Genomic DNA, 12783 nt, shown 5'->3' on the forward strand with positions numbered 1-12783 from the left:
CGAACTCAGAAGTGAAACGTCTCAGCGCCGATGGTAGTGTGGGAGGTCCCATGTGAGAGTAGGTCATCCCCAAGCTTATATCCCAAACCCGTGAGGCAACCCCTCATGGGTTTTTTTATGTCTGAACGATAAGTACCCAACTTCTGCGGCTTCGCTGTACTCCGACCTCTTTTTCTTTTTACCTAGCCTGGTGAAAAGGAACCAACCTACCTTCGTTATGGTGTTTAGATGCTTGATATGGCTGTTTTTTAAGCCTTGTTGCATCCTTTTTCGGTTGTGCTATGATTGATATTGAGAGGGTATTTCTATGACGATCAGTGCAACCGGAACCATGACCACACTGATGCCTTTAATGATGGCAGGAGGTGGTACGTCACCGCTTTCTTCTTCCCCCTCACAATCAGTGCCTGTCCCCAATTCTGCCCGTCAGAGCGACTCGCCAGCCCCGGACTCACGTTCATCAGCCTCCATTTCGAACCAAGGTCGCCCAGTCAACGACCCGGAATCATCGCTTTCGGGTAATACGAGTCGTTCTCAGGCACCTTCCTCACAAACTCAGCCTTCAGATCAAGTGGAGCAAGTGGTTGCACAGCTTAAGGCGCGAGATCGTGAGGTGCGCTCGCATGAGATGGCGCATGTGGCGGCTGGTGGTCAATACGTCACCTCTGGGCCAACGTATACCTATCAAACCGGTCCGGACGGTCAACGCTATGCCATAGGCGGGAGTGTTGGGATCGATACCAGCCCGGTATCGGGTGACCCTGAGGCCACGATACAAAAAGCGCAACAGGTGATTGCTGCGGCCATGGCGCCGGCACAGCCCTCCAATACGGACCGTCAGGTCGCCAGCCAGGCATCACAGATGGCCATGCAGGCTCGTGCTGAGTTGGCAGCCGAAAGAGCTGGAAGCCGGAATGAGGGTGGAGACGGGGACATGCAAGAGCGGGAAGCAGGGAGCAATGATGATCCTGTTTCGATTGAACCCGAGCCAACGGAAGCCGGCAGCGGTGCAGCGGTTGCTTCAACCGCTAACGAGGCGCGCAATGCCTTCGAACTCCGTATGATGGATCAACGCTTGGCTCTCCCGGGTTAGTGATCTGTCGTGTTGCCTTTTGTCGTCATTAGCCAACCGGGCAGAATGTCTGTTGCATTGCTTCCAATAAATTGAGAATTTGGGTGTCACGAACCCGGCAGAGAATGCGGCTGCCATCCCGTCTAGAGGTGATAATTTCTTTTTCCCTCAAAATATCAATGTGTTGAGAGATGTTGCTTTGAGTGGTTCCCACTTTGGACACGATGTCCATGACAGGTAATTCCCGATCCCCAAGAACGCACAATATTTTCAAACGCAGCGGATGCCCCATTGCTTTGAGGGCTTTTGACGCTTTTTCTATGTTTTCTTCTTTGATCGCAGCGGCGTTGACTTCTTCCATGAAAGGGTTCTTCCGTATAGTTTGAGGGTTGACCGACTTAATTCTTTTATATCGGTATTCATGATATAAGCGTATTCTAAATAATGGTATTCGTCTTGTCACGCAAACGAATTTTATAAGTCTGACAGCGCGTTTTATGTGCTGTTCAGGCGGTCGGTTGGTAAAAAAACGAAACAGGTTCATGCTACAATCAAAAAATAATTCAAAGCGTCGTCATAGACGGGCAAAAACGGAAACAGTTTGGAGACAGGTGTGAAGGAAAGCTGGAAGGTCAAGTCAACCTGGATGGGGTTGGGTGCGTTATTTGGTTTGGTTTTGGCGGCGGGCACCACCGTCATTGCCAAAGAATCCAATTCTGAGCCGCAGGCTGAGACACAAACCGTCACCTTGCCCCTCGAAGAACTGCGGTCGTTCGTTGAGGTGTTTGACCGTGTTTCCAGTGCTTATGTGGACCCGGTAGAAAATGAAAAGCTTTTGGAAGGCGCTATTGGGGGCATGTTGTCCAATCTGGATCCGCATTCCTCCTATTTGCCAGCCAAAGAATATAAAAAGATGCAGGAACACACCAAAGGCGAATTTGGTGGACTGGGCATGGAAGTCGGCATGGAAGATGGCTTCGTGAAAGTCATTGCCCCCATTGATGACACCCCCGCAAAAAAGGCCGGTGTTCAAGCTGGGGACTTGATTGTTAAGCTTGATGGTGAACCGGTCAAGGGTAAAACTCTGTCCGAAGCGGTTAAGGTTATGCGAGGTAAGCCCGGGACCACGATTACCATGTCGATTTTGCGTGACGGGGTGGATAAACCGATTGAACTTGAGCTGACACGTGCTGTGATTCAAGTCAAAAGCGTGAAAGAGAAATTGCTTGAAGACGGAATGGGGTACGTCCGAATCAGCCAGTTTCAGTTGCGCACAGGCCAGGATCTAGGCGAGTCAATCCGAACCCTGGAGGCTGCCAATGATGGCGCCTTGAACGGCTTGGTTCTGGATTTACGAAACAACCCGGGTGGGGTGTTGCGTGCGGCCGTGGATGTGTCGGATGCCTTTTTAACCGGTGGCAAACGTATTGTTTACACGAAAGGGCGAGTGGAAGACGCACAGATGTCGTTTGATTCGGCCAACGGTGATATTTTGAAAGGAAAGCCGATTGTGGTGCTGATTAATGAAGGCTCGGCGTCGGCGTCGGAAATCGTTTCCGGGGCATTGCAGGATCACAAGCGAGCATTGATCGCCGGACGAGGCAGTTTCGGTAAAGGCTCGGTGCAAACGCTGATCCCGCTGAACAACGGTGGCGCCATCAAGGTGACGACCGCCCGCTATTACACGCCATCCGGGCGTTCCATCCAGTCCGAAGGGATTGAACCGGACATCAAAATTGACCAAGTAAAAGTTGAAAAACTCAAAGACACTGGTTTCGGCCGGATTAAGGAAAAAGATCTTTCCGGGCACCTGATGGGAGAAAACGAAAGCAATGGTTCCCAGTCTGATGAAAAGGCTTCAGAAACAGAAGATGAATCAGATTTCATTTCAACCGATTACGAACTCTATGAGGCACTGAATCTGTTAAAGGGGATGGCTTTGGCTCGACAGATGCAGGCCGAATAACGTTCAAGGGAGGCGTATGGCATCGCAATCAGTATTGGTACCACTGGCTCAGGGCTGTGAAGAGCTGGAAGCGGTCACCTTGGTTGACCTGTTAACCCGAGCGAACCTGGACGTGGTCACGGCCAGCCTGGATACGGACCGAACCATTTATGCCAGTCGTGGCACTACGCTGGTGGCGCAAACCACGTTGCAAGAAGTGATGGACCGCCATTTTGATCTGATTGTCCTGCCCGGAGGCATGCCGGGTGCTGATTTCTTGCGCGATGATGAGGACCTGCGCAGTCTGATGCAGCGGCAAGTGGAAAAAGATCGCTGGCTGGCCGCGATCTGTGCCGCGCCAAAAGCGCTTGTTGCGGCGGGATTACTCGATGGTCGCCATGCGACCAGTTTTCCCGGTATGATCGACGAACAGCCGGGTAAAGGCATGGTTTTCGAAGATGAGCCTGTGGTTTGTGATGGCAAAATCATCACCTCGCAAGGGCCGGGGACGGCCATGCTCTTTGCTTTGATCCTCATTGAAAAACTGGCCGGACTGCATGTCCGCGAGCAGGTTGAAGCCAAATTACAACTGCCCCGGCACTGGTCCACTCAACTGTAGGCATGATCCAGGTTGAAGGGCTAAGTCTGTCTCGGGATAATCGCCGGTTGCTTGAATCGGTCGGCTTTTCTCTTTCTCCGGGGCAGATGCTTTGGCTTAAAGGCGCCAACGGCATTGGCAAGTCGTCTCTTTTGGCGGCATTGGCCGGGATTTTGCCGATCGATCAAGCTAATGTGTCGCTTGACCGTCAGCCTCAGTCATTCTCTGAACTTACTCGACGAATCGCTTGGCTTGGCGACCAAGCTCCGATCAAGGCCGGTTGGACGCTTCTGGATAACCTTGCTTATCTCTCACGCTTTTATGCGTCCACCCCCGTGTCGACCCAGACGATGCGTCATGCTTTGAAGGGTCAGGGGTTGGAGGCGTTACGCGAGGTGAGTGCGAACACTCTGTCGTTTGGTCAACGCCAACGCCTGCTTTTGACCGCTTTTTCCTTGAATGATCGACCTGTTTGGTTGCTGGATGAACCCGGTGTGGGTTTGGATGATGCCGCACGCGCACGTTTGTCTTCTCTCCTGCTCGATGCACTTGAAGCTGGAAAAATGATCCTGATGACATCCCATGACCCTTTCTGGTGCCGTCTTGAGGCGTTAAATGAACGGTGTACTGTTTTGAATCTGGCATCCTTTTCGCCGACTGAGGCACGCAGCCGGGTGTGTTTCTGATGGCGTTTCTGCGCGAACTGGCGTGGGAAACCCGATCGCAGTGGCGATTGTTGCTGACCGATCCCAAAGCCTTACTCAACCCCTTGCTGTTTTTCATTCTGATCACTGTATTGTTCCCGCTCACGCTGGGTCATCGCCCCGCATTGCTGGCCGAGGTGGCGCCGGGCTTGCTTTGGGTCGGGGTGACCCTGTCGGTGTTTCTGATATTGCCCAATCTGTTTTTCACAGACCTTCAGGACGGGACCCTGCGCCTGTGGGTGGCAAGCGGCCGTGCCTTGCCGGTGTATGTGGTGGCAAAATGGGTGACGCACTGGGCGTTTTTTGTGCTTCCGCTGGTGGTGGTGGCACCCCTGCTGGGACAAGCGCTCTACCTTGATCTTTCAGTCAGTTGGCTTATGATAACCCTGCTTGGATTAGGGAGTTTTGCCATGCTGGGAATAGGCGCCGTTGGGGTTTCGGTCATGCAGAAGGGGCGGTATAACCCGTTTGTGCTGGCAGTGCTTGTCTTGCCGTTTTACGTGCCCATTCTGGTGTTTGGTGCCAGTGGTGTGTCATCGTTGACAGGTGCCGGTTTATTTGAGCATGGTCTTTTGTTTTTGGCAGGCCTGGTCATTTTTATACTTTTTCTTGCGCCCTGGGCGGCGTCACAAATGCTGAAACTGACGGTGGCGCAATCATGAACCGTTTCTGGCGTTGGAGTCTGCAGTGGGGGCAACCGGCGATGCTGTATCAGCGACTGCTGCGATTGCAGCCCTGGGTGGCCACTCTGGCCATAATCTTCTTGCTGGTCGGTGGCTACACCGCCTTTTGGCTGGCCCCGGCCGACTATCAGCAGGGCGAGGTGTTTCGGATTCTTTATGTCCATGTGCCGGCTGCCTGGCTGTCGATGATGGTTTATGGGGCCATGGTGGGGCTGGCGTTGCTGGTGTTTATCTGGCAGGTGACCATCGCCGGTTGGGCAATGAAAACCTTTGCCTGGCTGGGGGCTGGCTATACGCTCATTGCGCTGGTGACAGGGGCCATTTGGGGACAGCCGACCTGGGGAACCTGGTGGGTCTGGGATGCACGCTTGACTTCGGAATTGGTGCTGCTGTTTATTTATCTGGGCATTGTACTGATTTTTGATGTCTTGGCCGATGCCAGAGCGGCGGCCCGCATGGCGGCGATTCTGACTCTGGTTGGCAGCGTTAATCTGCCGATCATTCATTACTCAGTGATCTGGTGGCATACGTTGCATCAGCCTCCAAGCATTCGCGGGCTGGAAACCAGCATGCACTGGAGCATGCTTTACCCACTGTTGTTGATGGCGCTGGCGTTTTTACTGGTGTTTGTCTGGCAGGTTGTCTGGCATTTGCGGTGTCGGGTGTTGATGGAAGCGCGTCATACTCCCTGGCTGGCAAAGCGGTTGCGTTCATTGAATCAATCAGGAGAAAACGGATAGTGGAAAGTGGTATCGATTATGTGCTGGCAGCGACTGGGTTTTCGATGGCCATTATCGGGCTGCAACTGTGGTGGCCCTGGCGCTGTGCTCGTCGTTTGCGCCAACGTCTGGAGGCCTCACAGTGCGACTGAGTGCGGTGCGAAGAAAGCGACTGATGTGGGCTTTTCTGGTGCTGGTGGGGGCCGGACTCGGCGCTTGGATGATGCTACAGGCGTTGCAGAAAAATGTCATGTATTTTTATTCGGTCAGTGAGCTGCTTGAGCAGCCAGCGAGCTCTGAAAAGACGGTTCGTCTGGGCGGCGTGGTGGCGGCGGGTTCCCTGCGGCAGGGTCAGGGCGTCAAGGTGTTCTTTGATCTGACCGATTATCAGAAATCCATTCCGGTGGTTTATGAGGGACTATTGCCCAGTTTGTTCCGAGAAGGCCAGGGCGTGGTGGCCACCGGCCAATTGATGGACGAGGGCCGATTTGTGGCGTCTCAATTGTTGGCCAAACACGATGAGAATTACATGCCGCCGGAGGTGGCCGCCGGGTTGAAAAAGGCTGAGCCATGACGCTGGCCTGGCTCGGAACCGTTTTTCTCTGGGCTTTGGCCGCGGTCGCCATCTGGACGGCATTTTGGAGTGCCACTCTGACGTCCTGGTCTGACTCTGAGACAGCGCAGGGGCAGCTCGAGGAGGCAGGGCCGCTTCGCTTTTGGGTGGCGGTGCTCCTGATTGGCCTTACGCTGGCCATGCTGATACTGGGCGGCGCATTCGTCATGGATGTGTTTGCGATTGAGTATGTCGCTCGCCATTCCGCAGAAACCCTGCCCTGGTACTACCAGGTTGCGGCCATTTGGGGAGGCCACGAGGGCTCGTTCTTATTGTGGGTCTGGTTGTTCTCGGGGGTTGTCTGGTTGAGTGCGCGTCCCTCTTTTCTGCCCAACCGAGTATTGTTTCCTCTGGTGAGTGTCGAAACGGCTTTGCTGGCGGCGTATCTTTTGTTCCTTGTGTATGGTTCCAATCCGTTTGCGCTCGCGACCACGGCGCTGCAGGACGGTCTGGGGTTGAACCCGCTTTTGCAGGACTGGGCGTTGATTCTGCATCCGCCTTTGCTTTACCTGGGGTATGTGGCGCTGGTCCCGCCGTTTGCACTGGTCATGGCGATGCTCTGGCGCAGTGACGCATCGGCGGATTGTCTGCGCTGGGCGCAACCCTATGCGCTGCTGGCCTGGGTATTTTTGACGCTGGGGATTTTGTTGGGCAGTGTGTGGGCTTATTATGAGCTGGGTTGGGGCGGTTGGTGGTTCTGGGACCCGGTTGAGAATGCCTCGCTTCTGCCCTGGCTTCTGGCCACCGCATTGATTCATGTTCTCCCTCTGGCCAGACGTCACCCTCGTTTTCGTGCATGGGCGCAGTTTCTGGTGATTTTCGCTTACCTTCTGACGCTCATTGGTGCCTTTCTCGTGCGTTCGGGTATTTTGTCGTCCGTGCATGCGTTTGCGGTGGACCCGACGCGGGGTCGTCTGATTTTGCTCTTTACCCTGTGGGTGGGCGTCTTGGCTCTGGGCCTTTGGGGGTACCGCACCCTGTCGGCCAGAAAAGAGCCGCCGGTCCCACTGCTGAGTCAGGAAAGTAGTGTGTTTTTTGGCAGCATTGTGTTGTGGGTCATGGCACTGACCGTGTTATTGGGCACCTTGTTTCCGCTGGTCATGAGCGGGCTGGGGCTGGGCGAGGTGTCAGTCGGCGCCCCTTATTTCAATCAGGTTATGGCGCCCTTGACGGCATTACTGGTCGCATTGATGGGACTGGGATTGATGTCCGGTTACCTGAATGGGCAACGGCTGAGCTCCTTGACGCTCATCGGTCTGAGTGCCGGTGGCTCAGTACTTGTCGCACTGGGGCTGTGGCTCTGGTTGCCCTCAAAGGCCGTGTCCGCACTGGTGGCCGCCTTAATGGCGGTTTGGATTTGGGGGTCGGTTTGGTTGCACGCGCGCGCCTGGGCGCGAACGAGACATGTGATCCATGGTCGGGCGCCCATCGGAACCTGGCTGACGCATGTCGGTTTCGGGGTGTTGTTGATCGGTATGGTGTTGGCGTCGGTGATGGAAACCTGGCGTGAAGTACGCATGCAACCGGGCGATTCGGTGCGCTTTGAGGGACAGCGGGTGACGTTTACAGGGCTTGAATCCGTGACCGGGCCTAACTATCTGGCCACGCGCGCTTTGATTGAATTCAAGTCGGCAGACGGCAAAGTTCGACGTTTAACGCCAGAGCGCCGGACCTACATTGGCCAAACCATGCCGGTGTCGGAGGTAGCGATTGATTCGAGCTGGTCACGTGACCTCTATGTGTCGCTCGGCGAGCGTGTGCCCGGTCAGGCGGATACGGCCTGGTCGGTACGACTTCAATCCACGCCGTTTATCCGCGCCATTTGGGGCGGAGCACTGTTGATGGCTCTGGGCGGGCTGATTGCGCTCTGGCAGAAATATGCCAGAATCGTCGTCCCGATCCGACCCGGGACGCAACGCCATGGAGAAAGCGAATGAAACGTTTGAGTGGGGATTTGGGCCGACGTTGGTGGCTGGTTGCCCTGGGACTCGTGCTTGGGTTGAACAGCGCCATCGCCGGGCCACCGATGGCGGCATTTGACTCGCCGAGCCAATATGAGCAATACCAGAAATTGACTGAACATTTGCGTTGTGTGGTCTGCGCCAATCAGAGTATTCAGGCTTCGCAAGCCCCAGTGGCCAAAGCCATGCGTAACGACGTTTATCAGCGTTTGGTCAAGAAGGCACAGCGGCCTGAACAGATCATTGCGGCGATGCAGCGAGAATATGGCGACCAGGTGCATTATCGGCCGCCCATGCGGGGTGCTCACTGGGTGCTCTGGTTGGGACCGTTTGTGTTGCTGTTGCTCGCAGTGGGCATGGGAGGGTTCTGGCTGACTCGTGCCCGCCATCGTCATGCTTCTCAAACGCCAAATCAGAAAGGCACGTCGTTATGATCGTCGGTGGAGGCCTGTTCACGCTGCTGATTGTGGGAGCCTTAATCGGTTGGCCGCTTTATCGTCGGCAACAACGACTGCAAAAAACCCAGCGGGTGTTTCTAGCAGGGTTGGTGGTAATATTGACGTTGATTCTGGTCTGGCAGGGCCTGATGTTTCAGGCCGGCTGGCAACGTTATCAGGCCTCGCAAACCAGTGAGGCCAGTCAGCTCAGTATGGTGAGCGCCTTGGCCGAGCGGATTCAGAACTCGCCGGATAACCACCAGGCCTGGTTATTATTGGCTCGATCTTATGTTCAGCTCGGGCAATGGCCGGCGGCGCTGAATGCTTGGAAAACGCTTTATCAACAGGACCAAGCTTCTCCTGAGGTATTGTTGGGGCTGGCGGAGGCCCAGTATCGGCAAGAGGGCAGGTTGAGTGAACGGACCCAAGCTCTCTTGGCACAGTTGCCGCCTTCGGCTCATCAGCGCCCGGAGGCCATCTGGTTGCGAGGGGTTTTTGCTTACCAAAGCGGCCAGTCAAGCCAGGCAAAAAAGATTTTTTTGCAACTTCAATCTCGTTTGCCAGCCAAACATCGGTTGCAGGAAACAATCCGCAATCATTTGAAATCTATGTAAAAAAAGTAAAAAAACCGGTTAAATTCCCTTTCAAAATTTGGGTGAATATAAGTTTTTCTTATTCTGCATTGGAAAAATTAAGTGGTTTTTCCGATACCCAGCCCCTACCATGCCCACATATTTCAACAAATTGACTATGGTTATGATGAAAAAGAAAGGGTTGGTTTTTGCCGGGATTTTTGTGCTCGGCTTTGCGTCTTACGGTGCCATGAATCTGGTGTTTGATGCCACCAATGAAATGGAATTCTGCACCTCTTGCCACAGCATGAAAGTGAATCTGGCTGAGTACAAGGAAACCGCGCACTATCAGAACACATCCGGGGTGCGGGCGACCTGTGCCGATTGCCATGTGCCCAAGGAATTTGTGCCCAAGGTCAAAGCTAAGATCATTGCCGCCAAAGACGTTTATCACGAATTTTTGGGCAATTTCGCCGTGAGCGACGAGATCAAAAACGACCCGGAAGCCTACCAGGAACATTACGACAACGAGCGCTGGCGCATGGCCAACATCGTCTGGGACAAAATGCGCGCCAACAATTCGGCAGAGTGTCGGACCTGTCACACGTTTGAGGCCATGAACATCGAAGCGCAGTCGCGTTCGGCCCAGCGCCGTCATCCACGAGCGATTGAGGAGGGTGAAACCTGCATCGATTGCCACAAAGGGATTGCCCATCACGAGCCTATGGAGCCGATGCCGGAATTGGAAAATCTGGATCTGGATGCGCTGACCATGAAAACCGACTGAACCGTATTAAGCCCCTGAATTGGGGTTTTTTTGGGCTTGCCTGAGATTGGGTAAGCCTATTTACTGAGTGCAAAGAAGGCCAGATCATGGCCCATAACGAAACGTTGCACGTTTTCAACGAGGAGGAACGCTTGATATGAAGCAACAGCAACGCACGTCCCTGAAAAAATGGCTGGGATTGGTGTTTGCCGGGAGCATGATGATGTCCGGTCACGCCTACGCCCAGTTTGATCGCGCCAGCATGTTGGCAGACAGCTGTGTTGGGTGTCATGGGGTCGACGGCATCAGCAGTGGTCCGGCCATCCCGTCCATTGCCGGTATGTCGGAATATTATTTTAAAGAGTCGATGAAAGCCTATCGCTCCGGCGAGCGTCCGAGCACCATCATGCAACGCATTGCCAAAGGCTATACCGATGAAGACATTGAAGCCATGGCCGGTTATTTTGCCAACCTGGAATACGTGCCCGTTGAGCAAGAACATAACGATAAGGTCGCTAAAATCGGTGCCAAATTGCATGATCGTTTCTGTTCCAAGTGTCATGAAGACGCCGGGACCTTGCCGGGGGATGATTCCGGGTTCCTGTCCGGGCAGATGAAGCCTTACTTGCAGTACAGCATGGACGATTTCACCAGTGGACATCGTGATATGGAGCGCAAAATGAAACGTGCTCTGGACAAACTGGACAAGGCATACGGCGATGATGGCATCACCGCCTTGATTGAATATTATGCCTCAGGTGAAAAGTAAGGAGCGGACCATGACTCAGCAAGTAACGAGACGAAATCTGATTAAAATGTCCGCCGCCAGTGTGGCGGGAACAACCCTGTTCGGTTATCAGAAACTGGCCTTTGCCGCCAACCAGAAAGTGGTGATCGTCGGCGGCGGTATCGGCGGTGGCACCACCGCGAAATATCTGAAAAAGCTCAACCCGAAAATGGATGTGACCATCGTTGAAAAAAACAAGCAGTATCACACCTGCTTTATGTCAAACGAAGTCATCGCCGGGGATCGCGATATCGACACCATTACCTTTGATTACGACGGTCTGAAGAGCCATGGCATCAAGGTGGTGTTTGATGAGGTCACCGACATTGACACAGACGGCAAAACGGTCAAAACCAAAGGTGGGCAATCTCTGGCCTACGATCGCTGCGTGGTCGCGCCGGGGGTACAGTTTGATTTTGATTCCATTGAAGGCTATGACGCCGAGGTAGCCAAATCGATCCCGCACGCCTGGAAAGCCGGTCCTCAGACGGTGGAACTGCACAAACAATTGCAAAACATGAAAGACGGCGGCACCGTGGTCATTGCGCCACCGCCAAACCCATTCCGTTGTCCTCCAGGGCCGTATGAGCGTGCGTCTTTGATTGCAAAATACCTCAAGGAAAACAAGCCGAACTCCAAGGTTGTGATTCTCGATCCCAAACCCAAGTTCTCAAAAATGGGCTTGTTTGAAGACGCCTGGGAACGTCACTATGGCTACAAGACTGACAACGCCATGATTGAGTGGTATGGCAGCGATGCCGTGGTCAAAGTCGATGCGGCCAGCAAAACCGTGACCACCGCCAGCGGCAAGACCGTTCAGGGCGATGTGCTGAACATCATCCCGGGCCAGAAAGCGGGCGACATTGCATTCAAAGCCGGTTTGACCGATGGCAACTGGTGTCCGATTGATGGCAAGACCTTTGCCTCAACCCTCAAAGATGACGTGTTCGTCGTGGGTGATTCGTCCATTGCGTCGCCTCTGCCCAAGTCAGGTTATGCGGCCAACTCTGAGGCGAAAGTCTGTGCCATGGGCGTTTATGCGTCTCTGACGGGCAAGGAAATGGTGGAGCCTTCCTGGGTGAACACCTGTTATTCCATCGTAGGCAAAGACGAAGCCATTTCTGTGGCCATGGTCTACAAATACGAAGATGGCAAGATTGCCAAGGTGCCGGGCTCGGGTGGCTTGACGCCTGGTAAGCTCAACAAGGAAATGCGTAAACGCGAAGTACAATACGCGTATTCGTGGTTCAACAACATCACGGCTGACGTGTTTTCCTGATCCCGGTGAAGGCGACGTCGTCACGTCGCGAGTGTGATTTGAACCCCGCCTCTTAAGGTGGGGTTTTTTTATGCACTCATAAAAATAATTCAATGCAATCTGGCCGGTGTTTGCGTAGCATCGAAGTATGATTGGTTTTTATCCCGCATTTGGTTGTTGGCAATCCAGTCCTCGGTTTTGGTTGTGGGGGGCGTTGGCCCTATGTCTGCTCATGCTGACTTCCGTGGCCTTTGTGGCCAGTGCCAGTCAGATTGGGCCGCAGGCATCGATGCAGACGGCTGAGACCACGACAGAGGGCTGTCCGGCTCACCATGAATCCAAAATGACCGAAGCGGCAAGCGGCTCACAAACGGCACACGCTTCCGAGCATGGGTGTGAACACTGTTTCAGCGATGTTTGCCAATGCGGTTCCGGCTGCATGATGATGGGGCATGTTTTTGTGTTGTCCTCCAAACCGGCCTTGGTTGCTCAGTGGGATTTTTTCTATCTGCTTTCTGAACACATCGTTTCTCTGCATTCTGGCATTCCCGAGCGTTTGCTGCGTCCACCGCGTTTCCTCGCCTAATTAAAACGGGTCATTCGACCCAATGCTGTTTTTTTATCCATTTGCATTCTTTTTGTGCGTCCAATCGCCAAGGCGTTTGGGT

Annotated in this window: 16 protein-coding genes; 15 read left to right on the top strand and 1 reads right to left on the bottom strand. The window is 53.9% G+C overall.

Annotated elements, in window-relative coordinates; translation table 11 throughout:
- Positions 1–307 precede the first annotated feature (307 nt).
- Complete coding sequence (locus tag AVO41_RS04435; RefSeq protein WP_201022850.1) at positions 308–1093, top strand: putative metalloprotease CJM1_0395 family protein; 786 nt, start codon at positions 308–310, stop codon at positions 1091–1093.
- Between the two features lie 28 nt (positions 1094–1121).
- On the opposite strand, the gene AVO41_RS04440 is transcribed toward AVO41_RS04435, so the two are convergent.
- Positions 1122–1433: a helix-turn-helix transcriptional regulator gene (locus AVO41_RS04440; protein WP_068583370.1), complete on the bottom strand. Its 312-nt coding sequence runs from the start codon at positions 1431–1433 to the stop codon at positions 1122–1124.
- A gap of 285 nt (positions 1434–1718) precedes the next feature.
- Between AVO41_RS04440 and AVO41_RS04445 the strand changes: the two genes are divergently transcribed.
- The 14 genes from AVO41_RS04445 (at position 1719) to AVO41_RS04505 (ending at position 12701) form a co-directional block, all read left to right on the top strand.
- On the top strand, positions 1719–3038 hold the full coding sequence (locus tag AVO41_RS04445; RefSeq protein WP_068583373.1) for a S41 family peptidase: 1320 nt from the start codon (positions 1719–1721) through the stop codon (positions 3036–3038).
- Between the two features lie 16 nt (positions 3039–3054).
- Positions 3055–3636 carry a DJ-1 family glyoxalase III gene (locus AVO41_RS04450; protein WP_068583376.1) on the top strand — a complete coding sequence of 194 codons (582 nt, stop codon included), beginning with the start codon at positions 3055–3057 and terminating at the stop codon, positions 3634–3636.
- A 2-nt stretch (positions 3637–3638) separates the two neighbouring features.
- Positions 3639–4301: a heme ABC exporter ATP-binding protein CcmA gene (ccmA, locus tag AVO41_RS04455; RefSeq protein ID WP_068583379.1), complete on the top strand. Its 663-nt coding sequence runs from the start codon at positions 3639–3641 to the stop codon at positions 4299–4301.
- Complete coding sequence (locus AVO41_RS04460) at positions 4301–4981, top strand: heme exporter protein CcmB (protein WP_153003484.1); 681 nt, start codon at positions 4301–4303, stop codon at positions 4979–4981. Before ccmA ends, AVO41_RS04460 begins: the two co-directional genes overlap by 1 nt.
- The gene (gene ccmC / locus AVO41_RS04465) at positions 4978–5742 is read left to right on the top strand and encodes a heme ABC transporter permease CcmC (protein ID WP_068583385.1); all 765 of its coding nucleotides are present in this window, start codon (positions 4978–4980) and stop codon (positions 5740–5742) included. The genes AVO41_RS04460 and ccmC overlap by 4 nt, the downstream gene beginning before the upstream one ends.
- The gene (locus tag AVO41_RS10905) at positions 5742–5873 is read left to right on the top strand and encodes a hypothetical protein (protein WP_255357697.1); all 132 of its coding nucleotides are present in this window, start codon (positions 5742–5744) and stop codon (positions 5871–5873) included. The genes ccmC and AVO41_RS10905 overlap by 1 nt, the downstream gene beginning before the upstream one ends.
- A 5-nt stretch (positions 5874–5878) precedes the next feature.
- Complete coding sequence (gene ccmE / locus AVO41_RS04470; RefSeq protein WP_255357703.1) at positions 5879–6295, top strand: cytochrome c maturation protein CcmE; 417 nt, start codon at positions 5879–5881, stop codon at positions 6293–6295.
- Entirely contained in the window at positions 6292–8271 is a 1980-nt protein-coding gene (locus AVO41_RS04475; protein ID WP_068583391.1) for a heme lyase CcmF/NrfE family subunit, read from the top strand. Before ccmE ends, AVO41_RS04475 begins: the two co-directional genes overlap by 4 nt.
- On the top strand, positions 8268–8729 hold the full coding sequence (locus AVO41_RS04480; protein ID WP_068583394.1) for a cytochrome c-type biogenesis protein: 462 nt from the start codon (positions 8268–8270) through the stop codon (positions 8727–8729). The genes AVO41_RS04475 and AVO41_RS04480 overlap by 4 nt, the downstream gene beginning before the upstream one ends.
- On the top strand, positions 8726–9346 hold the full coding sequence (locus AVO41_RS04485; protein ID WP_068583397.1) for a tetratricopeptide repeat protein: 621 nt from the start codon (positions 8726–8728) through the stop codon (positions 9344–9346). Before AVO41_RS04480 ends, AVO41_RS04485 begins: the two co-directional genes overlap by 4 nt.
- 142 nt (positions 9347–9488) lie before the next feature.
- Positions 9489–10091 carry a NapC/NirT family cytochrome c gene (locus AVO41_RS04490; RefSeq protein ID WP_235584668.1) on the top strand — a complete coding sequence of 201 codons (603 nt, stop codon included), beginning with the start codon at positions 9489–9491 and terminating at the stop codon, positions 10089–10091.
- Positions 10092–10227: 136 nt separating this feature from the next.
- Positions 10228–10839 (top strand): cytochrome c, encoded by a 612-nt coding sequence (locus tag AVO41_RS04495; protein WP_068583400.1) that lies wholly within the window; start codon positions 10228–10230, stop codon positions 10837–10839.
- A 10-nt stretch (positions 10840–10849) separates the two neighbouring features.
- Positions 10850–12136, top strand: a complete 1287-nt coding sequence (locus AVO41_RS04500; RefSeq protein ID WP_068583403.1) for an NAD(P)/FAD-dependent oxidoreductase — start codon at positions 10850–10852, stop codon at positions 12134–12136.
- 211 nt (positions 12137–12347) lie between these two features.
- Entirely contained in the window at positions 12348–12701 is a 354-nt protein-coding gene (locus AVO41_RS04505) for a hypothetical protein (RefSeq protein WP_153003485.1), read from the top strand.
- The last annotated feature ends 82 nt before the right edge of the window (positions 12702–12783 follow it).

This window comes from Thiomicrospira sp. WB1, assembly GCF_001507535.1.
In the GTDB taxonomy this organism is placed as follows: Bacteria; Pseudomonadota; Gammaproteobacteria; order Thiomicrospirales; family Thiomicrospiraceae; genus Hydrogenovibrio.

Bases quoted from the DNA above. Each gene is read 5' to 3' on its own strand.
- AVO41_RS04435 (WP_201022850.1), top strand. From the start codon at position 308: ATGACGATCAGTGCAACCGGAACCATGACCACACTGATGCCTTTAATG.
- AVO41_RS04485 (WP_068583397.1), top strand. From the start codon at position 8,726: ATGATCGTCGGTGGAGGCCTGTTCACGCTGCTGATTGTGGGAGCCTTA.
- AVO41_RS04480 (WP_068583394.1), top strand. From the start codon at position 8,268: ATGAAACGTTTGAGTGGGGATTTGGGCCGACGTTGGTGGCTGGTTGCC.
- AVO41_RS04500 (WP_068583403.1), top strand. From the start codon at position 10,850: ATGACTCAGCAAGTAACGAGACGAAATCTGATTAAAATGTCCGCCGCC.
- AVO41_RS04450 (WP_068583376.1), top strand. From the start codon at position 3,055: ATGGCATCGCAATCAGTATTGGTACCACTGGCTCAGGGCTGTGAAGAG.
- AVO41_RS04505 (WP_153003485.1), top strand. From the start codon at position 12,348: ATGCTGACTTCCGTGGCCTTTGTGGCCAGTGCCAGTCAGATTGGGCCG.
- AVO41_RS04440 (WP_068583370.1), bottom strand. From the start codon at position 1,433: ATGGAAGAAGTCAACGCCGCTGCGATCAAAGAAGAAAACATAGAAAAA.
- AVO41_RS04495 (WP_068583400.1), top strand. From the start codon at position 10,228: ATGAAGCAACAGCAACGCACGTCCCTGAAAAAATGGCTGGGATTGGTG.
- AVO41_RS04475 (WP_068583391.1), top strand. From the start codon at position 6,292: ATGACGCTGGCCTGGCTCGGAACCGTTTTTCTCTGGGCTTTGGCCGCG.
- AVO41_RS04460 (WP_153003484.1), top strand. From the start codon at position 4,301: ATGGCGTTTCTGCGCGAACTGGCGTGGGAAACCCGATCGCAGTGGCGA.
- AVO41_RS04445 (WP_068583373.1), top strand. From the start codon at position 1,719: ATGGGGTTGGGTGCGTTATTTGGTTTGGTTTTGGCGGCGGGCACCACC.
- AVO41_RS04490 (WP_235584668.1), top strand. From the start codon at position 9,489: ATGATGAAAAAGAAAGGGTTGGTTTTTGCCGGGATTTTTGTGCTCGGC.
- ccmA (WP_068583379.1), top strand. From the start codon at position 3,639: ATGATCCAGGTTGAAGGGCTAAGTCTGTCTCGGGATAATCGCCGGTTG.
- ccmC (WP_068583385.1), top strand. From the start codon at position 4,978: ATGAACCGTTTCTGGCGTTGGAGTCTGCAGTGGGGGCAACCGGCGATG.